Origin of the sequence: Micromonospora sp. WMMD737, assembly GCF_049179055.1 — a bacterium.
GTDB lineage: Bacteria > Actinomycetota > Actinomycetes > Mycobacteriales > Micromonosporaceae > Micromonospora > Micromonospora reichwaldensis.
This window is the reverse complement of record NZ_JBMHMH010000001.1, coordinates 3,262,466-3,282,088: the sequence shown is the minus strand read 5'-3', so window position 1 is coordinate 3,282,088 and position 19,623 is coordinate 3,262,466. Positions and strand designations below refer to the sequence as shown.

General features: G+C 74.8%; 16 protein-coding genes and 1 pseudogene. 15 read left to right on the top strand and 2 right to left on the bottom strand.

Translation table 11 applies throughout. From position 1 onward, the window contains the following. The first annotated feature begins 3 nt into the window (after positions 1–3). Together ACN27A_RS14020 and ACN27A_RS14015 are read left to right on the top strand one after the other, a co-directional pair. Positions 4–639 (top strand): cyclase, encoded by a 636-nt coding sequence (locus tag ACN27A_RS14020; protein WP_421453351.1) that lies wholly within the window; start codon positions 4–6, stop codon positions 637–639. Beyond that, entirely contained in the window at positions 636–1,808 is a 1,173-nt protein-coding gene (locus ACN27A_RS14015; RefSeq protein WP_421453347.1) for a zinc-dependent alcohol dehydrogenase, read from the top strand. Before ACN27A_RS14020 ends, ACN27A_RS14015 begins: the two co-directional genes overlap by 4 nt. 57 nt (positions 1,809–1,865) lie before the next feature. Here the strand turns inward: ACN27A_RS14015 and ACN27A_RS14010 are convergent, their stop codons facing one another. Further along, positions 1,866–3,113, bottom strand: coding sequence for a cytochrome P450 (locus ACN27A_RS14010; protein WP_421453344.1), 1,248 nt, complete (start codon positions 3,111–3,113; stop codon positions 1,866–1,868). A gap of 309 nt (positions 3,114–3,422) precedes the next feature. Here ACN27A_RS14010 and ACN27A_RS14005 point away from each other — a divergent pair, with 309 nt between their 5' ends. The 3 genes from ACN27A_RS14005 to ACN27A_RS13995 all read left to right on the top strand — a co-directional run bounded on the left by ACN27A_RS14005 (position 3,423) and on the right by ACN27A_RS13995 (position 7,777). Next, positions 3,423–3,815, top strand: a complete 393-nt coding sequence (locus tag ACN27A_RS14005) for a hypothetical protein (RefSeq protein WP_421453341.1) — start codon at positions 3,423–3,425, stop codon at positions 3,813–3,815. A 418-nt stretch (positions 3,816–4,233) separates the two neighbouring features. Further along, positions 4,234–6,132, top strand: coding sequence for a hypothetical protein (locus tag ACN27A_RS14000; protein WP_421453338.1), 1,899 nt, complete (start codon positions 4,234–4,236; stop codon positions 6,130–6,132). Positions 6,133–6,406: 274 nt separating this feature from the next. Further along, positions 6,407–7,777: a cellulase family glycosylhydrolase gene (locus ACN27A_RS13995; protein WP_421453335.1), complete on the top strand. Its 1,371-nt coding sequence runs from the start codon at positions 6,407–6,409 to the stop codon at positions 7,775–7,777. Positions 7,778–7,847: 70 nt separating this feature from the next. Here the strand turns inward: ACN27A_RS13995 and ACN27A_RS13990 are convergent, their stop codons facing one another. Next, entirely contained in the window at positions 7,848–8,066 is a 219-nt protein-coding gene (locus ACN27A_RS13990; protein WP_151452795.1) for a DUF397 domain-containing protein, read from the bottom strand. 70 nt (positions 8,067–8,136) lie between these two features. On the opposite strand from ACN27A_RS13990, the gene pepN reads away from it, so the two are divergent. The 10 genes and pseudogenes from pepN to ACN27A_RS13940 all read left to right on the top strand — a co-directional run bounded on the left by pepN (position 8,137) and on the right by ACN27A_RS13940 (position 19,438). Beyond that, complete coding sequence (gene pepN, locus ACN27A_RS13985) at positions 8,137–10,653, top strand: aminopeptidase N (protein WP_421453332.1); 2,517 nt, start codon at positions 8,137–8,139, stop codon at positions 10,651–10,653. 115 nt (positions 10,654–10,768) lie between these two features. Then, positions 10,769–11,365: a nicotinate-nucleotide adenylyltransferase gene (gene nadD, locus ACN27A_RS13980; protein ID WP_357577631.1), complete on the top strand. Its 597-nt coding sequence runs from the start codon at positions 10,769–10,771 to the stop codon at positions 11,363–11,365. A gap of 110 nt (positions 11,366–11,475) precedes the next feature. After that, a complete protein-coding gene (gene rsfS / locus ACN27A_RS13975; RefSeq protein WP_132240430.1) occupies positions 11,476–11,886 on the top strand; it encodes a ribosome silencing factor in 411 nt (136 codons plus the stop codon). Further along, positions 11,883–12,509: a histidine phosphatase family protein gene (locus tag ACN27A_RS13970; RefSeq protein ID WP_421453328.1), complete on the top strand. Its 627-nt coding sequence runs from the start codon at positions 11,883–11,885 to the stop codon at positions 12,507–12,509. Before rsfS ends, ACN27A_RS13970 begins: the two co-directional genes overlap by 4 nt. Positions 12,510–12,548: 39 nt before the next feature. Next, positions 12,549–13,409: a DegV family protein gene (locus tag ACN27A_RS13965; protein WP_421453325.1), complete on the top strand. Its 861-nt coding sequence runs from the start codon at positions 12,549–12,551 to the stop codon at positions 13,407–13,409. 74 nt (positions 13,410–13,483) lie between these two features. Continuing rightward, on the top strand, positions 13,484–14,053 hold the full coding sequence (locus ACN27A_RS13960; protein ID WP_421453324.1) for a DinB family protein: 570 nt from the start codon (positions 13,484–13,486) through the stop codon (positions 14,051–14,053). 359 nt (positions 14,054–14,412) lie between these two features. Next, positions 14,413–15,243, top strand: a complete 831-nt coding sequence (locus tag ACN27A_RS13955) for a helix-hairpin-helix domain-containing protein (RefSeq protein ID WP_421458461.1) — start codon at positions 14,413–14,415, stop codon at positions 15,241–15,243. 227 nt (positions 15,244–15,470) lie between these two features. After that, positions 15,471–17,816 (top strand): annotated as a pseudogene (locus ACN27A_RS13950) (ComEC/Rec2 family competence protein); the annotation flags it as partial. A gap of 123 nt (positions 17,817–17,939) precedes the next feature. Further along, positions 17,940–18,920 carry a DNA polymerase III subunit delta gene (gene holA, locus ACN27A_RS13945; protein ID WP_421453321.1) on the top strand — a complete coding sequence of 327 codons (981 nt, stop codon included), beginning with the start codon at positions 17,940–17,942 and terminating at the stop codon, positions 18,918–18,920. Then, complete coding sequence (locus ACN27A_RS13940) at positions 18,917–19,438, top strand: hypothetical protein (protein WP_421453318.1); 522 nt, start codon at positions 18,917–18,919, stop codon at positions 19,436–19,438. The genes holA and ACN27A_RS13940 overlap by 4 nt, the downstream gene beginning before the upstream one ends. The last annotated feature ends 185 nt before the right edge of the window (positions 19,439–19,623 follow it).

Here is a 19,623-nt window from a genome sequence, read left to right as displayed (position 1 = left end):
GAGATGACCAGCAACGGAACGAGGTGGGCGCTGCTCGGCGCCACCACCGTGACCGTGGTCGGCGTCGGCAGGGCGGTGGCCCGTCGACGACGCCGGCACCAGCCCGAGCGCCGCGACGGCTGGTACGTGGTGCGGCGCGGGGTGACGATCGACAGGCCGGCGGCGGCGGTCATCGGCTTCTGGACCGACCGGGAGCGGATGGACCGGGCCCTGGCCGGGTGGGCGACCCTGGAGCGGCTCGACGACGACCGGTGGCGCTGCGTGGCGCGGGACCCGGCCGGCGGGGGCACCGAGTGGCGGTCGGAGATCACCGTCGAGGGACCCGGGCGGCTGCGCTGGCGGGTCACCGACGGGCCGGAGCAGGAGGGCACGGTCCACCTGACGCCAGCGCCCCGGGACCGGGGCACGGAGGTCCGCGCCGAGCTGCGGTGGCGCTCCGGGCCGCTGCGCCGGGCGTTCGGACTCCTCGGCGGCGACGACCCGGACCAGGCCCTGCGGGACGCGCTGCGCCGGGTGAAGGCGCTGGTGGAGTGCGGCCAGGTCATCGACACCCGGCGGGACCCGTCCGGGCGCGGCCCGGCCCAGGAGAAGGCGACCGACAAGGTGCGGGAGAGGCTGCGGACGGGAGGGCGGGCATGAGGGCGCTCTGCTGGGAAGGCGTCGGCAAGCTGGCCGTACGCGACGTGCCGGAGCCGCGGATCCGCGCCGAGGGCGACATCATCGTCAAGGTCGGCGCCAGCAGCGTGTGCGGCTCCGACCTGCACCTGATCAACGGCTTCCTGCCGGCGATGCGGGAGGGCGACGTCCTCGGCCACGAGTTCATGGGCGAGGTCGTGGAGACCGGCCCCGGCGTACGGCGGCTGCGCGTCGGCGACCGCGTCGTGGTCGGCTCGGTGGTGGCGTGCGGCGGCTGCTGGTACTGCCGCACCGAGCAGTACTCGCTCTGCGACAACTCCAACCCGCAGCCGGTCTTCACCGAGAAGCTCTGGGGCCACTCGCCGGCCGGCATCCTCGGCTACTCGCACGCCGCCGGTGGCTACTCCGGCAGCCACGCCGAGTACGTCCGCGTGCCCTTCGGCGACATCGGGGCGTTCCAGGTGCCCGACGGGGTGCCCGACGACTCGGTGGTGTTCGCCAGCGACGCGATGCCCACCGGCTGGATGGCCGCCGACTTCTGCGCGTTGAAGGGCGGCGAGGTGGTCGCGGTCTGGGGCGCCGGCGGGGTCGGCCAGATGGCGGCCCGGTCCGCCCAGCTCCTCGGCGCCGAGCGGGTGATCGTGATCGACCGGCTGCCGGAGCGGCTCGCCACCGCCGCCGACCGGCTCGGCGTGGAGACGGTCAACTACGCCGAGACGGATGTGCTGGAGGCGCTGCGGGAGATGACCGCCGGCCGGGGGCCGGACGCGTGCATCGAGGCCGTCGGCATGGAGTCGCACGACGTCGGCCCGGTGTACGCGTACGACAGGGCGAAGCAGGCGGCTCGGCTGCAGACCGGCCGCCCCACCTCGGTCCGGCAGGCGATCATGGCCTGCCGCAAGGGTGGCACGGTGAGCATCGTCGGCGTCTACGCCGGCCTGGTGGACAAGTTTCCACTCGGCGCGGCGATGAACAAGGCGCTGGTGCTGCGGATGGGGCAGATGCACGCCCAGCGCTACATTCCGATGCTGCTGGACCGGATCGCGGCCGGCGAGATCGATCCCGGTTACCTGGCCACCCACCCGATGTCGCTGGAGCAGGGCGCGCGGGGCTACGAGATGTTCGAGAAGAAGGAGGACGGCTGCCTACGCAGCGTCCTGCACCCGGCCTGAGCGCGATCGCGACCGCACCGCCCCGGGGCCGTCGAGGTCCCCGGGGCGGTGTCGGGTTCAGGCCGTGCGGCGGACGTTGGTGACCAGGAACCCGCTCGGCGGCAGCGCCGGCATCCGGTGCAGGCTCAACGCCAGGTCCTGCGGTGGCACGTCGTACCGCATCGTCGTGGTCAGGTTCGTCACCGCCCGCTTCATCAGCTCGATCGTGATCCACTCCCCGGCGCAGCGGTGACCGGTCAGGTGCTCGCCGCCGCCCTGCGGCACGAGGGCGAACGGGTCGCCCCGCCAACCGGTGAAGCGCTCCGGCCGGAACCGCTCCGGTTCCGGCCAGAGGGCCGGGTGGTGGTTGGTGCCGTACAGGTCGAGCAGCACCCGCCGGCCGCGCGGGAAGTGGTAGCCCTGCCAGTCGAACGAGCGCCGGACCCGGGCGGCGGCCACGGGGAAGAAGGGGTAGTAGCGGCGTACCTCCTGCACGAAGCTCTCGGCGGCCTCGTCGCTCTCCCGGACCCGTTCCCGCCAGGCCGGGTGGTCGTGCAGGGCCAGCGCGGCGAAGACGATGAAGCGGTCGACGGCGACCGTGGGCCGCAGCACGTTGAGCAGCTCGACGGCCGCGATCCGGCGGGGGAGCAGCCGCCCGTCGGCGTCGCGGTGCTCGGCGACCACCCGCAGCGCGCTGCCCTCGGGGGCGGGGAGCGCGCCGGCGCGCTGCCGGTCGACGAGCTGGCCGATCCAGCGTTCGCCCCGGCGGCGGCCCCACAGGCCACGCCAGTGCTGGGGGCCGAGCGCCGCCGGACCTTCGATCATCGCGTGCAGCTCGGCGGTACGCCGGTCCACCTCGGAGTTCGCGAGCGGCACGCCGGCCCAGGCGCAGACCGCGCGGGTCAGCATCCGGCCGACCTCGTCGTAGAGCACCACCGGCCCGCCCGACTCCCAGGACGGGACGCGGGCCCGCCACTCGTCGTCGAAGAGCTGCGCGAGCTGCCGGACCGCGGCCGGCGTCATCATCGACATGAACATGGCCTTGCGGTCGGCGTGGTCCGCCCCGTCGAGGCCCTGCACCCCGCCACGGCCGGTGAGGGTGCGCTGCGCCCGCTTCGGCATGGCGCCCGCCCGAACGAAGCGCTCGGTGTCGTAGAAGAGCTCCGCCGCCGCCCGGCCGCGCAGGCAGATGGTGGGCTCCAGCAGCAGCCGGGCCTGGAAGATGTCGGTGCCGTGGCGGTCGCAGCGTCGGCCGACGAAGCGGTAGCCGTCGCGCAGGAACGCCACCGAGCTGTCCGGGCTGCGCTCCGTCGGGATGGTCGCCATCGGGCCTCCTGACCGAAGGTGGCGGCCGTTGCCGGCCGGGTCCTGTCCGTCCCTCTGCGTCTACCCGGGCCGGCGTGCCTGAACCCCGCCGCCGGGTCGGCCGCGGCACGGGGCGGGCGGCGGGTGGTGCCGGGAAGGGGCCAGCGGACGACGCGTCTGCTGGCCCCTCCCAGGGACGCGGCGAGCTGGTTTCCTCGGGGGAGCGGTCCGCGCCGGTCCGCCGCCGGGACGACCCCGGCGGTGGCCGGGACGGAACGCGGGCGGTCCACCGCAGGACGAGGCCGCCCACGATCGCCACGGGGAGGACGCATGCGTGACAACAGGCCGGCGTACTGGCGGCAACGGCAGGCGCGGGAGGCGCTCGGCGCGGCAGGGGAGGTCGCCGGCGCGTCGTTGATCGCGCCGCCCCGCCGCTCGGCCCGGCCCGGCCGGTTCTTCACGGTGCACCTCGGCTTCACCGCCGTCGACCTGGCGTCGGCCCGGGAGTTGGCCGTCGGGTACGCGGAGGCGCTGAGTCTGCTGCGACCCGAGGTGGCCCTGGGCGCGTCGGCGCTGTCGCCGGCCGAGGCGTGGCAGCAGACCGAACGGTTGTTCTGCGGCGCGTCCGGCCCGGACGGCGAGCGCTGCGCCGACGTCGCCGGCCATCCCGGCTTCCATCACGCGCCGGGGCCGGGCGGGCTCGGCTGGGGCGACGGCGACTAGCCCGTCATTCGAGATCACCGATGCGGCAGTCGCGCGTGCGGGCGATGGGAAAGGTCGACCCGTAGGCGCGGCTGTCGGATATCCGTCGCGGACGCGAATCCGCGAGCGGACGATCGCATTTGCCGTCTCCGAAAATTGCCGTGTCGGGAATCCCGCCACCAGCCCATTCCGAAGCGGCGACAGCCCTGCTGAGGAATTGATCTCAGAATCCGCGCCGGAGCAACCTCGCCGCCGGCCGCCCGTTTTGTGGGTATTTAACGGGCGAATTTGCGCCGCCCGCGACTCCGAAAGGTCGGCCCCGATCACCAATGCCGGAAGTACCTCGTTTGTTCACCGAGGCAACCGCGCCAGGTGTTCGGGAGGTTGACTCCCCACCAGGCGGAAAACGACCGCTCCTGCGAGTTCGGGGGAATCGCACATGCACGTGATGCTGGCCTGGTTCGCCGACGACAATCTGTCGGAGAGCGCCCGGCGTGCCGCGAGACATCGCTTTGAAACGGCGGTCGCCGACGTGGTGCCCGACAGTTTCGTACGCCACGAATTCGGCGCCGACGACTGGGGCGTGACCGTCCTGCACCGCAGCGACCAGGGCGCCTACCGGTGGCCGGCCGTCGACACCGTCGGGCCGGTCACCGCCGTGTCGCTCGGGCTGCCCGTGGGCGTCGACGTGACGGGCGGCCCGGCGGCGCTGGCCGGGCGCCTGCTGGCGGGCGGGGAGGTGCACCGCGAGGTGGTGCCACCGTTCGGCCTGCTGGCCCTCGACGCGGCCGGGAACTTCGCCCTGCAACAGGACTGGATCGGCATGTGCCGGGTCTTCACGGGGCGGTCGGCCGGCCTGACGGCCTTCTGCACCCGGCCCGGCCTGCTGGCCGCGTTCCTGCACGGCGACCTGCGGCCCGACCTGGACGGCTGGGCGTCGTACACCCTCTGCGGGCACTTCGGCGGCGACAGCTCCCCGGTGCGGGGCGCCCGACTGCTCCGCCCCGGCGAGCGGGTGACCGGCCGCCGGCGCGACGGCGGTGGGTGGCAGCTCACCACCACCACGAAGTACGCGACCGACGACGTGGTGCGGGACGGGCTGGCGGCGCAGGGCCGACCGGTGACCGAGCTGCTGGACCGCGCCGCCGACGCCATCACGACCACCGCCGCCAGCATCCACGGCCTCTACGACGAGGACATCACCCTCGGGCTGTCCGGTGGGAAGGACTCCCGGCTCATCGCCGCGTCGCTGATCGCCGCCGGCCGGACCCCCAGGTTCCTGACCAACGAGGACACCCGCGCCGAGGGCGAGGTCGCCCGCGAACTGGTGCGGATCCTGCGCGACAAGCGGGGGCTGCACCCCGAGCACACGCTCCGGCTCGCCGGGGCGCGGGCCAACGTGCTCGGGACCGGCCTGCACGAGCGGGGCCGGCGACTGCAACGGCTGACCGACCACCAGTTCCCCTCCAGCTACCTGGTGCGCCCCGCCGGCCCCGGGCGCCTGGTCGACCAGGCCGGCCCGGCGACCTTCACCGGTGCCGCCGGCGAACTCGCCACCGAATACTGGTATCCCCCGACGGACGACGACGGCGGGCCGTCCCCGCAGGAGACCGCCCTGGCCCGGCTGCTGAACGCCGTACCGTCGGGCGTGGCCGACGCGGCCGTGGTCACCGCGGAGCAGGAGAGGATCCGCGGCCTGCTCGACCACGGCAGCGGGCTCGGCCTGCACGACCTGCGCCTGGTCGACTACATCTACCTGGTGGAGCGGGTCCGCCGCTGGTACACCTCCGCCTACGCGATCGGGATGGTCACCCCGTTCCTCTCGCCCGGCTTCGTCGCCGCCACCTTCGCGTTGACTCCCGGGCAGAAGCGCGAGCGGCTGATGCACACCGGGCTGATCGCCCGCCTGGTGCCCGAGTGGGCACAGGTCCCGTTCGTCAGCGTCTCCACCGGCCCGTCCACCGCCACCCGGGTGTGGGAGGGCGACGGCCTCCAGGCCATGGCCGAACTGCTGGACACCGCGCACGGCCCGCTGACCGGTCTCGTCCGGCGGCCCGCCGTGGAGAAGGCGCTCCGCACCGCCGCCCGGGGCGGCCGACCCGACCAGCGGACGCTGCAACAGTTCACCTGGCTGGCGCTCGCCTCCGAGCAGCTCGAACCGGGCACCACCCGGCCCGCCACCGGTGCCGCGTACGCCCGGATCACCGCGCCCCCGCAGCAGCGCCAGCCGGCCGGCGGCGCGGTGGCCCGACTGCGCTGGGTCAAACGGACCCGGCTCGGTGGCCGGCTCTGGTCGGCGGTGGCCAAGCGGGTGCGGCCACGGCGACCGAGCCGGTGAGCGGGCCCGCCACCTGACTCGACCGCCGGCACGGGGCCGGGCACACGGAGCGCCCGGCCCCGCACCGCCGCCCGCCTGGGGCGCAGCCGGCCATCGACGATGTCCTATTGCGAAGCCTGCGTGACCACGAGTAGCTTGGCACCGTTGCAGAGCCGAGCCGGCCTCGCACCCGTACGTCGCACTCGTCACGAGCGCGCCGCGCACCGCCATCCGCGTGCGCCTGGGCAGGCGTGCCTGTGCCCCGATCCGTCGGGGCCTCACCCTGAGGTAGGCCATGAAGAGAAGACTTCTCTCGGTCGGCGCTGCGTTCCTCGCCGTCGCCGCGTCCGTGCTGGTGTTCGTCAAACCGGCGGACGCGGCCGTGGGACTGCACGTCGAGGGGCGCCACATCGTCGAGGCGAACGGCCAGCCGTTCGTCATGCGGGGCGTCAACCACCCCCACGTCTGGTACACGGGCGAGACCGACTCGTTCGCCGACGTCAAGGCGCTCGGCGCCAACACCGTCCGGGTGGTGCTGGGCACCGGCAAGCGCTGGGGTCCGTCCACCGACGTCGCCGACGTGATCTCACTGTGCAAGCAGAACCGGCTGATCTGCGTACTGGAGGTCCACGACACCACCGGCTACGGCGAGGAGGGCGCCGCCGCGTCGCTCGACGAGGCGGTCGACTACTGGATCAGCCAGAAGAGCGCGCTCGTCGGCCAGGAGAACTACGTCGTCATCAACATCGGCAACGAGCCGATCGGCAACGTCAACGCCGGCCAGTGGACCGCCGCGACCACCGCCGCGATCACGAAGATGCGGGCCAACGGCTTCGAGCACCTGCTCATGGTCGACGGGCCGAACTGGGGCCAGGACTGGCAGTACGTCATGCGGGACAACGCGCAGGCGATCCTGGACGCCGACAGCCGGCACAACACCGTGCTCTCCATCCACATGTACGCGGTGTTCAACACGGCCGCGGCCATCACCAACTACCTCGACCGGTTCGAGGACAACGGCTGGCCGCTGGTCATCGGCGAGTTCGGCTGGCGGTTCAACGCCAACGAGGTCGACCACGAGACGATCCTGGCCGAGTCGCAGGCCCGTGGCCTGGGCTACCTCGGCTGGTCCTGGAGCGGCAACACCGACCCCGTCCTGGACATGGCCACCAGCTTCGACCCCGCGCGGCTGACGACCTGGGGCGAGCGGATCTTCAATGGCGCCAACGGCATCAGGGCCACCGCCAGGGAGGCCACGATCTTCGGCGGTGGGCCGAGTCCCACCGCGACGGTGACGCCCACGGTCAGCCCGACGGTCTCGCCGACCCCGACGGACCCGCCCAGCCCCACCCCGACCAGCGGCACCAGGTCCTGCACCGCCGCCTACCGGATCGTGGGCCAGTGGCCGGGCGGCTTCCAGGGCGAGATCCGCATCACCGCCGGGAGCGCGCCGATCAGCGGCTGGACCGTGGCGTGGGCCCTCGCCTCCGGCCAGGCCGTCAACCAGGCCTGGAACGCGACGGTCACCACCAGCGGATCCGCCGTCGCCGCGCGCAACGTGAGCTACAACGGCAGCCTCGGCCCGGGTGCCGGCACGGTCATCGGCTTCCTCGGCTCGTGGAGCGGCACCAACCCCGTTCCGCCGCTGACCTGCACCGCCACCTGACGGCCGAGCGTGCGGGCCGGGCGCGGTCAGCCCGGCCCGCACGCCCGGGCAGGCAGCGGCCAGCCCGACCTCAGTCCAGGTCGAACTCGCCGTCCTGGGCACCGGCGACGAAGGCGTCCCACTCGGCCTGAGTGAAGACCAGGACCGGGCCCTCCGGCTCGGCGGAGTTGCGCATGCCGATCAGGTCGTCGACGAAGGCGACCTCGACGGCGCTCTCGGAGGTGTCGCCCTCGGCCCGCTGCCAGACCGCCCGGGAGAGGTCGAAGTCACCCTTGGGGTGCGAAGCCATCGTTCAGTCCTCCAGTGCCAGGGGGTCATGAGGGAAACACGCACGGTTCCCCATCGGGCAGGATAAGCGGATGCCGAGCCTGACCCGTGTAGAGGCGACCGCGCGTGGCGCGGCGATCACCGTCGAGTCCTATCAGGTGGACCTCGACCTGACCGGCGACGGCGAGCGGTTCCGCTCCGACGTCACCATCCGCTTCCGGGCGACCCCCGGCGCGGAGACCTTCGTCGAGGTCCAACCCGCGAAACTGCTGGCGGTACGACTCAACGACCGCGACGTCGACCCGGCCACGCTGGCCGACAACCGGCTGCCGCTGACGGGGCTGGCCGAGGCCAACACGCTCACCGTCGCCGCCGAGATGGCGTACTCGAACACCGGGGAGGGGATGCACCGCTTCGTCGACCCCGCCGACGGCGAGACCTACCTCTACGCGATGTCCTTCCTGGACAACGCGCAGCGCATCTTCGCCGCCTTCGACCAGCCCGACCTGAAGGCCCCGGTCACCATGTCGGTCACCGCCCCGCCGGAGTGGACCGTCGCGGCCAACGGCCAGCTCGCCGCCACGCCGCGCCCCGGGCGCTGGGAGTTCGCCCCGACGGCGCCGCTGGCCACGTACTTCGTCTCGCTGATCGCCGGCCCCTGGCACGTCCGGCGCGGCGAGCACGACGGCATCCCGCTCGGCGTCTACTGCCGGCGCTCCCTGGCGGCACACCTGGACGCCGACGCCGAGGAGATCCTCACGGTCACCGGGCAGTGTCTCGACCGGTTCCACCAGCTCTTCGCCGAGCGCTACCCGTTCGGCAAGTACGACCAGGCGTTCGTGCCGGAGTTCAACGCCGGCGCGATGGAGAACCCGGGGCTGGTCACCTTCCGCGACGACTACGTGTTCCGCTCCGCGGTCACCGACACCGAGCGGGAGCAGCGCGCCACCACCATCGCCCACGAGATGGCGCACATGTGGTTCGGCGACCTGGTCACCATGCGCTGGTGGGACGACCTGTGGCTCAACGAGTCCTTCGCGGAGTACCTCGGCACCCGGGTGACCGCCGAGGCGACCCGCTTCGACCAGGCCTGGACGACCTTCGCCCTACGGCGCAAGGCCTGGGGCTACGCGGCCGACCAGCGCCCCTCCACCCACCCCGTGGCGCCCGAGGAGGTCGCCGACGCCGCCGAGGGCCTGCTCAACTTCGACGGCATCTCGTACGCCAAGGGCGCCAGCGTGCTGCGGCAACTGGTCGCCTGGCTCGGCGACGACGTCTTCCTCGCCGGCCTCAACGCCCACTTCGCGAAGCACCGGTTCGGCAACGCCACCCTGACCGACCTGCTCGGCAGCCTCGCCACGGCCGCCGGGCGGGACCTGTCCGGCTGGGCGCGACGCTGGCTGCGCTCGGCGCAGGTCGACACGCTGCGCGCCGAGGTCAGCGTCGACGCGGACGGCCGCTACCGCCAGGTGGCGATCCGGCAGAGCGCCCCCGACTCGCACCCGGTGCTGCGCCCGCACCGCATCGGCGTCGGCCGGTACGCCACCGACGGGACGGTCGTCCGGACGGAGGTCGACCTCGACCCGGACGCCGACGGCGGCCGTACGGTGCTGACCGGGCTGGTCGGCGAGCCGGCGGCCCGGCTGCTGCTGCCCAACGACGGCGACCTGACGTTCGCCAAGATCCGGCTCGACCCCGCGTCGGCGGACGCCGTGCCGCTGGTGCTGCCCGGCCTGGCCGATCCGCTGGCCCGGGCGCTGCTCTGGGGCGAGGCGCTGGACGCCGCCACCGACGGGGAGCGTCCGGTCGCCGGCCTGGTGGCCCTGATCGCCGCCGCCCTCCCCGCCGAGACCGAGGTGATCATCGCCGAGGACGTGCTCGCGCTCAGCCGCTCGCTTGTCGACCGCTACCTCGACCCGCCCGCCCGCGAGGCCGCCCTGGCGCAGGTCGCCGCCGCCTGTTGGAAACTGCTCGACGGCGCCCCGGCGGGCGGCTCGCTCCAGCTCGCGGCGGCCCGGGGCTGGATCGCCGCCAGCACCGACGCCGACCGGCTGGCCGGCTGGCTCGACGGCCGGGACGTCCCGCCGGGGCTGGCGGTCGACGCCGAGCTGCGCTGGGCGCTGCTGCTGCGGCTGGTGGTGCTCGGCGCGGCCGGCGCGGCGGAGATCGCCGCCGAGGCCGCGGCCGACCCGAGCGCCGCCGGTACCGAGCGGGCCGCCCGCTGCCGCGCGGCGCTGCCCGATCCGGCCGCCAAGCGGGCCGCGTGGGAGATCGTCGTGTCGAACACCGAGCTGTCGAACCGCATCGTCGAGGCGACCGCGGAGGGGTTCTGGCAGCCGGAGCAGGCCGAGCTGACCGCCGGCTACGTGGCGCGGTACTTCGCCGACATGCCGGCCGCCGCGCGGGCGCGTACGCCCTGGGTGGCCGACCACGTCGCGAGACTGGCCTTCCCCCGGCACGCCGTGGCGCAGCCCACCCGGGAGGCGGCCGCGGCGCTGCTGGCCCGCGACGACGTCACCCCCGGCCTGCGCCGCGTGGTGACCGACGCCGACGACGACCTGCGCCGCGCCCTGGTCGCCCGGACGGCGGTCGCCGCGGCGGCGGCCTGACGGCCGACGGGGTGGTCGCCGGCGGCCAGCGTGAGGGCGCCGAGGCCGGGCCGTCGGACGGGACGGTCCGGCGGCCCCCCGGGGTCGCCGGTTCCGCCCGGCCTAGGATCGCGGGGTGGAGGAAGACATCCGGCGGGTCGGGATCATGGGCGGCACCTTCGACCCGATCCACCACGGGCACCTCGTCGCGGCCAGCGAGGTGGCGGACCGGTTCGGGCTGGACGAGGTGGTCTTCGTCCCCACCGGCCAGCCGTGGCAGAAGGCGGACGAGCCGGTCAGCCCGGCGGAGGACCGCTACCTGATGACGGTCATCGCCACCGCCTCCAACCCGCGCTTCCAGGTCAGCCGGGTGGACATCGACCGGGGCGGGCCCACCTACACCGTCGACACCCTGCGTGACCTGCACGCCGAGTACGGCCCGAAGGTGCAGCTGTTCTTCATCACCGGGGCGGACGCGCTGGAGCGGATCCTCTCCTGGAAGGACCTGGACGAGATCTTCGAGCTTGCCCATTTCATCGGGGTGACCCGGCCGGGCTTCGAGTTGACCGCCGCGCACCTACCGGCCGACACGGTGAGCCTGGTGCAGGTCCCGGCCATGGCCATCTCGTCCACGGACTGCCGGGCCCGGGTCGCCCGGGGGGAGCCGGTCTGGTATCTGGTGCCGGACGGTGTGGTGCAGTACATCGCCAAGCGACGCCTCTATCAGCAGTGATTCGGCCCGTTATGGGGCGGTTCGGGCGGGTAACGCGCCAGAACTGACGAGTCGGGATTCCACCGGGTGTGAGACGCTTGGAGGATCGCACGGTTGATCGAAGGAGAACGGTGACAATTTCCGAACGCGCCCACGAGTTGGCCATCGCCGCCGCCCAGGCCGCGGCCGACAAGAAGGCGCAGGACATCGTCATCATCGACGTGGGCGACCAGCTCGCCATCACCGACGCGTTCCTGCTCGCCGCGGCTCCCAACGAGCGTCAGGTGCTCGCCATCGTCGATGCCATCGAGGAGCGGCTGCTGGAGCTGCCGGAGAAGGCCAAGCCGATCCGGCGCGAGGGCGAACGGGGCGGCCGGTGGGTGCTGCTCGACTACGTCGACATCGTGGTGCACGTCCAGCACACCGAGGAGCGCGAGTTCTACGCCCTCGACCGGCTCTGGAAGGACTGCCCGACGATCCCGTTCGTCGACCGCGACCTCGTCGACGCCGAGTCCGGCACCGGCTCCACCACCGCGGAATGACCCGCCTGATCATCTGGCGGCACGGCAACACCGACTGGAACGCCGCCAGCCGGGTCCAGGGGCAGACCGACGTACCGCTCAACGACCTCGGCCGCGAGCAGGCCCGCACCGCGGCGCCCCTGCTGGCCGGGCTCCGGCCCGACGCCATCGTGGCCAGCGACCTGAGCCGCGCGGCGGACACCGCCGCCGCGCTGGCCGCGCTGACCGGGCTACCGGTGCGCACCGACCCACGGCTGCGGGAGCGCCACTTCGGTTCCTGGCAGGGGCTCGCCCTCACCGAGGCCGAGGAGCGCCACCCCGCCGAGTTCGCCCGCTGGCGGGCCGGCGACCCGGACCCGGGCGCCGGCATCGAGACCCTGGACGACCTCGGCAAGCGGATGGGCGCGGCCCTGTCCGACGCCGCCGACGCCGTGCCCGGCGGCACCGTGGTGGTCGCCACCCACGGCGGCGCGGCCCGGCAGGGCTGCGGCCACCTGCTCGGCTGGGAGCACGCCGTCCTGCGCACCATCGGCGCGCTGCAGAACTGCCACTGGACCGAGCTGCGCCACGACGCCACCCGGGGCTGGCACCTGCGCGCCCACAACGTCGGCCTGATCACCGTCCCGGCCACCGAGGCCGTCTGACCCGGGCGTTCCCCGACGACATCGGCTAGCGTGCCGGGCATGCCCGTCGCGGTCGTCACCGACTCCACCGCCTACCTCCCGCCCGAGCTGCTGCGCGTGCACCGGCTGACGGTGGTGCCGCTGGCCGTCGTGCTCAACGGCGCCGAAGGGCTGGAGGGGGTGGAGACCACCCCCGCCGACGCCACCCGGGCGCTCGGCGGGCGGCGCGTCTCGGTGAGCACCTCCCGCCCCGCGCCGGAGCAGTTCGCCCAGACGTACCGGGAGCTGTTCGACGCGGGCGCCGACGGGATCGTCTCGGTGCACCTGTCGGCCGAACTCTCCGGCACGGTGGAGGCCGCCCGGCTGGCCGCCGCCGGGTTCGACGACCGGGTCGCCGTGGTCGACAGCCGCTCGACCGGCATGGGCCTCGGCTTCCCCGCCGTCGCCGCCGCCACGGCCGCCGAGCGGGGCGGGGACCTGTCGGCGGTACGCGACGCCGCCGTCGACGCCATCGCCCGTACCAGCATCTGGTTCTACGTCGACACGCTGGAGTTCCTCCGCCGGGGCGGCCGGATCGGCGCCGCCGAGGCGCTGCTCGGCACCGCCCTGTCGGTCAAGCCGATCATGCACATGCCGGACGGCGCGATCGTCCTCAGGGACAAGGTGCGTACGGCCAGCCGGGGCGTGGCGCGGCTGGTCGACCTGGCCGTCGAGGCCGCCGGGGACGCCGACGTCGACCTGGCCGTGCACCACCTCGCCGCGCCGCAGCGGGCGGAGGCGCTGCTGGAGGCGCTGACGGCCCGGCTGGGCGACCGCCTGCACGACTCGTACGTCTCGGAGGCCGGCGCGGTGGTCGCCGCGCACGCCGGGCCCGGCCTGGCCTGCGTCGTCGTGCACCGCCGGCCGCCGGTCAGCGGCTGAGGCGTCCTGTCGACGTGATCGCTGTCGATCACGCGGGGCAGCGCCGACACCTGTCCGGATGCCATCGTGACCCGATGAAGGACGACCTGCACAGTTACCTCAAGGGCGGCCGTGACGCACTGCTGTGGAAGCTCGACGGGCTCGGCGAGTACGACGCCCGGCGCCCGCTGACCCCGACCGCGACCAACCTGCTCGGTCTCGTGAAGCACGCGACGGCCATGGAGATCCTCTACTTCGGCGTCGTGTTCGGCCGGCCGTTCGGGCAGGAACTGCCGTACGTCGGCGACGCCGCCGAGACCAATGCCGACATGTGGGCGACCGCGGACGAGAGCCGCGAAGAGATCGTCGCGTCGTACCGTCGCGCCAGCTCCCACGCCGACACCACCATCGAAGCCCTCGCACTCGACGACGTCGGCCGGGTGCCGTGGTGGGGCGACGCCACGGTCACACTGCACCGCGTCCTGGTCCACGTCGTCGCGGAGACACAACGGCACGCCGGCCACGCGGACATCGTGCGCGAGTTGGTCGACGGCGCGGCCGGGCTGCTACCCGGTAACGACAACCTGCCACCCGCTGACGAGCCGTGGTGGCGGGACCACCACCAACGGGTGGAGCAGGCTGCCCTCGACGCCGGCAACCGCTAGGACGGGGCAGGTGAGCGGTCCGGGTCCCGGCGCGCGCTGAGCTGCGGTTCTTCGCCGCCCTAGCACATCACCCGCATGATCAGGCGGTTGTCCACAGGCGGCGCCGTCATCCACAGCCGTGCCCCGGCCGGCCGCGCGCCCCGGGCTCGCGGACCTAGCTTCGCGTCGTGTCAGAAGACGAGGAGACGGTGGTCCGGGAACGACTGCGCCAACTGGTGGCGGGCTGGCCGTCGAGCGCCGCACCGGCGCACCCCGGCGGGTCCGCCGATCCCCTGGACCGGACCGGCGAACCCGCCGGGCCGTTCGACGACCGTCAGAGGGCGGCCGGGCCGTTCGACGACCCTCAGGGGTCCGCCGGGCTGTCCGTCGACAGTCCGGGATCGGTCGGGGTGCCGGAGCCGGTCGTGGCGCTGCCGCCCCGCACAGCGGTGCCGCCGGCCCGCACAGCGGCGCTGCCGTCCCGCACAGCGGCATTGCCGGCCGGCGCGGCGGCGGCGCCGGAGCCCGACCCGCCGACCCGGGCCCCCGAGGCCGGTGTGGCGTCCCGGTTGCCGGGGCCCGGGGCGTTCGACCCCGGCCGGCGGGGGGTGCGGGCGCTCGCCGCCGTCGCCGTGCTGGTGGTGCTCGGGGCCGGCTTCTGGGCCTGGCGGTCCCGGCCGCAGACCGAGCCGGTCCGCCCGGTCGCCACCGCCGAGGCATCCGATGCGACGGTGACCGGCCTCGCGGAACCGGCCGCCACGTCGGCCGGCGAGCTGGTGGTCGCGGTCGCCGGCAAGGTACGCCGTCCCGGGCTGGTCCGGGTGCCGGCCGGCGCGCGGGTCGCCGACGCCGTGGAGGCGGCCGGCGGGGCGCTGCCGGGGGTGGACGTGGCCCTGCTCAATCCCGCCCGCAAGGTCACCGACGGGGAACTGATCCTGGTCGGCGTCACGGCACCGCCGGGCGCGGCGCCCCCGCCCGGGGCGGCTCCCGGCGGCGCGCCAGGAGCGCCCGGCGCGGGCGGCCGGCTCAACCTGAACACCGCGACGCTCGCGCAGCTCGACGCGCTGCCGGGCGTCGGACCGGTGCTCGCCCAGCGCATCCTCGCCCACCGCGACCAGCAGGGCGGCTTCCGCTCGGTCGGCGACCTGCGCCAGGTCGACGGCATCGGCGACGCGCGCTACGAGCAGCTCAAGGACCTGGTGACGGTGTGACGGCGGGCAGCGCGCTGGGCTCGCCCGGTATCGACCCTGGCCTCGGCCCCGGTCCTGGCTCCGGCCCTGGCTCGGCCGGCTCCGGCCCTGGCTCGGCCGGCTCCGGCCCTGGCTCGGCCGGCTCCGGCCCTGGCTCGGCCGGCTCCGGCCCTGGCTCGGCCGGCCCCGGCCCGGTCGGCTTTGGGACGTCCGGCGCCGATGCCGGGGACGAGCGGGTCGCGGCCATCGACCTGCGGCTGGCCGGACTGGCGGTGGCCACCTGGCTCGCCGCGCTGGCCGGGCTGCACCTGACCGTCGGCGGGACCATCCTGCTGGCGGCGGTGGCCGCCGGGGCGGCCGGGCTGGGCGGGCTGCACCTGGCCGGCGTCCTCGGGCGGCCGGGCGACCCCGTCCGGCGGTACGGGTGGATCGCCGTCGCCGTGCTGCTCGGCGTGGTCTGCGGCGCGACGGCCACCGCCGCGCGACTGTCCGTCCGCGACTCCGGTCCCGTTCGCGCACTGGTCGAGGAGCGGGCGGTCGTCACCGCCGAACTGGTCGTCCGCGACGACCCACGCCCCGTACGCGGCATCGCCGGGCGCCCGGCCACCCTGCTCGTGCCGGCCGAGCTGACCTGGTTCACCGGGCCGGACGGACGGCGGGTCGCGACGCCGGCCCGCGTGCTGGTCCTCGCCACCGATCCCGCCTGGCGGGGGCTGCTGCCCGGTCAGCGGCTGACCGCCGAAGGACGGCTCGCCGCCCCGCGCGGCGGCGACCTGACCGCGGCGGTGCTGAGCGCGGCCGGACCGCCGGTGCCGCACGGGGCCGCCCCGTCGCCGCAGCGCGCCGCCGGATCGTTGCGGGCCGGGCTGCAACGCGCCTGCCTGCCGCTCCCCGACGAGCAGGGCGGCCTGCTGCCCGGCCTGGTGGTCGGCGACACGAGCCGGCTGCCGCCCACCGTCGAGGAGGACTTCCTCGCCACCGGCATGACCCACCTGAACGCGGTCTCCGGCTCCAACGTGGCCATCGTCGTCGGGGCGGTGCTGCTGCTGGCCCGGTGGGCGCGGGCCGGGCCGTGGCTGGCCGCCGGGCTCTGCGGGCTGGCGCTGGTGGGCTTCGTCATCCTGGTCCGTCCCTCGCCGAGCGTGGTACGCGCCGCCACCATGGGCGCCATCGGGCTGGCGGCGTTGGCGGCCGGGCGCCCCCGGGCGGCGCTGCCCGCCCTCTCCGCCGGGGTGGCGGTGCTGGTGCTGGTCGACCCGGAGCTGGCCGGCGACGCCGGCTTCGCGCTCTCCGTGCTGGCCACCGGGGGCCTGCTGCTGCTCGCCCCGAGGTGGCGCGACGGGCTGCGTCGGCGCGGGGTGCCGGCCGGGCTCGCCGAGGCGCTGGCCGTGCCGGCGGCCGCGCAGCTCGCCTGCGCCCCGGTGGTGGCCGGGATCTCGGGCACGGTGAGCCTGGTCGCCGTGCCGGCCAACCTGCTGGCGGTGCCGGCCATCGCGCCCGCCACGGTGCTCGGGGTGCTGGCGGCGGCGGTGTCGCCCATCTGGCCGGCCGGGGCGGAGTTCGTCGCGTGGCTGGCCAGCTGGCCGGCCTGGTGGCTGGTCATGGTGGCGCGGCACGGCGCGCGGCTGCCGGCGGGCACGCTGCCGTGGCCGGGCGGGGTGCCGGGGGCCCTGCTGCTGGCCGGGCTGACCGTCGCGCTGCTGGTGGCCACCCGGCACCCGGTCGTCCGCCGGCTGGTGGCGGTGGTCGTCGTCGCCGTCGTGGCCGGCACGCTGCCCGTACGGCTGGCCGCCCCCGGCTGGCCCCCGGCGGGCTGGGTGGTCGCCGCCTGCGCGGTCGGCCAGGGCGACACCGTGGTGCTGCCGGTGGCGGCCGGCCGGGCGGTGGTGGTCGACGCCGGGCCGGACCCGGGAGCGGCGGACGGCTGCCTGCGTCGGCTGGGCGTACGGGAGGTCGCGCTGCTGGTGGTCAGCCACTTCCACGTCGACCACACCGGCGGCGTGGCGGGCGTGTTCCGGGGTCGACCGGTGGGCGCCGTGCTCACCCCCCAGTGGTCGGAGCCCGCCGCCGGGCGGGAGCTGGTCCTCGCCGAGGCCGCGGCGCACTCCGTCGACGTGGTGGCGGGCGCGGCCGGGTGGCGGTACCGGGAGGGCGGCGTCGAGTTCACCGTCATCGGCCCGCCCCGCCCGATGCGCGGCACCAGGTCGGACCCGAACAACAACTCGCTGATGTTGCTCGCCACCGTCTCCGGCGTACGGATCCTGCTCGCCGGGGACGCCGAGACCGAGGAGCAGCGGGCGCTGCTGGACGGCATCTCGCCGGGCGGCCTGCGGGCCGAGGTGCTGAAGGTCGCGCACCACGGGTCGGCCTACCAGGACCCGGCCTTCCTGGACGCGGTGCGTCCCGTGGTGGCCCTGGTGCCGGTGGGGACGGGCAACACCTACGGGCATCCCAATCCGGCGGTGCTCGGGCGGCTGGCCCGGGGCGGGGCGCGGGTGTTGCGTACCGACACGGAGGGGGACGTGGCGGCGGTGCTCGGCCGGGCCGGCCTGGGGGTGGCGACACGAGGCACGCCGCCGGGCCGACAACGGTAGGAATCGACGCCGATTATTGGCTTTAGCGGTGTACTGAGGTAAATGTCTGGATTTGCGCTGAGTGCGGGCTCCGCAACCGGAGTGCCGACGAGCAGACTGGATCCGGCCGCCGGCCGTGCGAATATGGGCGGCGTGACCGCCGCCAGCTTCGCTCCTATTCTGCTCGTCCTCGGCGACGAGGAGCTGCTCGCCACGCGCGCGGTCACCGAAGCCGTCGCGAAGGCCCGCAGCGTCGACCCCGACGTGGACGTCCGCGAATACCAGGCCGGTGCCCTCGTCGTCGGCGAGATCGCCGAGATGCTCAGCCCGTCCCTCTTCGGCGGCCGACGGGTGCTGGTGCTGCGCGCCGGCCAGGACGCCCGCAAGGACCTGGTGGCGGCCCTGCTGGCGTACGCGAAGAATCCCGACCCGGACGTGCAGCTGATCGTGCTGCACCTCGGCGGGGCCAAGGGCAAGGCGTTCGCCGACGGGCTGAAGGCGGCCGGGGCGACGGTGGTGCCGGCGGCCAAGCTCAAGGGGCACCGCGACAGGGTGGCCTTCGTCCGGGACGAGATCCGCCGGGCCGGCGGGAAGTGCACCGACGACGCGGCCGAGACGCTCATCGCGGCGGTCGGCAACGACCTGCGCGAGCTGGCCGCCGCCTGCTCCCAGCTGATGGCCGACACCGACGGCCGCATCGGCGCCGACACGGTCTCCCGCTACTACCGGGGGCGGGTCGAGGTGACCGGCTTCACCGTCGCCGACGCCGCCATGGTGGGCGACGTGCCGGCGGCGCTGGAGGCGCTGCGCTGGGCGCTGCACGTGGGGGTCGACCCGGTGCCGATCGCCGACGCGATCGCCGACGGCGTCCGCACCGTGGCCCGGGTGGCCGCCGCCGGCCGGGGCGACCCCTTCCAGTTGGCGAGCACCCTCGGCATGCCGGCGTGGAAGATCAGGTCCGCCCAGCAGCGGGCCCGTGGCTGGACGCCCGAGGGGCTGGTCGAGGCGATGCGGGCGGCTGCCGAGTGCAACGCGGCCGTCAAGGGCGGCTCGGACGACCGCGCGTACGCGCTGGAGCGGGCCGTGTTCTCGGTCGCCGCCGCCCGGCAGGGCGGCGCCCGGTGAGCGGAGCACCCCGCGGCTCGTGGGCCACGATCCCCGCCGACGAGGAGCGGTACCGTCCGCTCTACGCGCGCCTGCTCCGGCTGCGCTTCGTCAACCCGGGCGGGGTGCTCTGCTTCCTCTTCTTCGAGGGCGCCGTCGCGCTCGCCGCGCTGCTCGCCCTCGCCGAGCTGGTCACCTGGTGGTCGGTGCTCGTCCTGCCCGCCACGGTGGCCGCGATGGTGAAGCTCAACGACATGGTGGCCGCGATGGTGGTCCGCACCGCCGCCCTCGTGCCCGAGCAGGAACGGGACCGTTTCCGCCAGCAGATGGAGCCGGTGGTCGGCCGGGCCAGGGTCGACTGGGTCGCGCACACCGTGCCGGGCGTCGTCGTCACGGCGTCGCCGGTGCCGCACGCCGCGCGGGCCGTACGCGACCGGCAGATGTACCTGGACGCGCAGCACGGCACGGGGGAGCGCGACGGTGGCCGCGCGGATGCCGAGTTCGGCCCGCAGCGCGCTCACCCCGACCCGCTGGGCTGACGATCCGCCACCGGTCACTGCGACCCGGCGACCGATCAGTGCCCGGCAGTCCGTGGCCCACCCGGTGCCGCCCCGCTCAAGATCTTGGAAGAAAACGGCCCCGGTGAGGGCCGGTTTCCGCCAAGATCTGCTGTGCAACCGACGGCGATCTGCTGTGCGACCGACGGCAAGCCACGGAGAGCCGC

Coding starts and splice junctions, on each gene's coding strand:
- ACN27A_RS14010 (WP_421453344.1), bottom strand. CDS start 3,113: ATGGCGACCATCCCGACGGAGCGCAGCCCGGACAGCTCGGTGGCGTTC.
- ACN27A_RS14000 (WP_421453338.1), top strand. CDS start 4,234: ATGCACGTGATGCTGGCCTGGTTCGCCGACGACAATCTGTCGGAGAGC.
- pepN (WP_421453332.1), top strand. CDS start 8,137: ATGCCGAGCCTGACCCGTGTAGAGGCGACCGCGCGTGGCGCGGCGATC.
- holA (WP_421453321.1), top strand. CDS start 17,940: ATGGGCGGCGTGACCGCCGCCAGCTTCGCTCCTATTCTGCTCGTCCTC.
- ACN27A_RS13990 (WP_151452795.1), bottom strand. CDS start 8,066: ATGGCTTCGCACCCCAAGGGTGACTTCGACCTCTCCCGGGCGGTCTGG.
- ACN27A_RS14005 (WP_421453341.1), top strand. CDS start 3,423: ATGCGTGACAACAGGCCGGCGTACTGGCGGCAACGGCAGGCGCGGGAG.
- ACN27A_RS14020 (WP_421453351.1), top strand. CDS start 4: ATGACCAGCAACGGAACGAGGTGGGCGCTGCTCGGCGCCACCACCGTG.
- ACN27A_RS13995 (WP_421453335.1), top strand. CDS start 6,407: ATGAAGAGAAGACTTCTCTCGGTCGGCGCTGCGTTCCTCGCCGTCGCC.
- ACN27A_RS13970 (WP_421453328.1), top strand. CDS start 11,883: ATGACCCGCCTGATCATCTGGCGGCACGGCAACACCGACTGGAACGCC.
- ACN27A_RS13960 (WP_421453324.1), top strand. CDS start 13,484: ATGAAGGACGACCTGCACAGTTACCTCAAGGGCGGCCGTGACGCACTG.
- ACN27A_RS14015 (WP_421453347.1), top strand. CDS start 636: ATGAGGGCGCTCTGCTGGGAAGGCGTCGGCAAGCTGGCCGTACGCGAC.
- ACN27A_RS13965 (WP_421453325.1), top strand. CDS start 12,549: ATGCCCGTCGCGGTCGTCACCGACTCCACCGCCTACCTCCCGCCCGAG.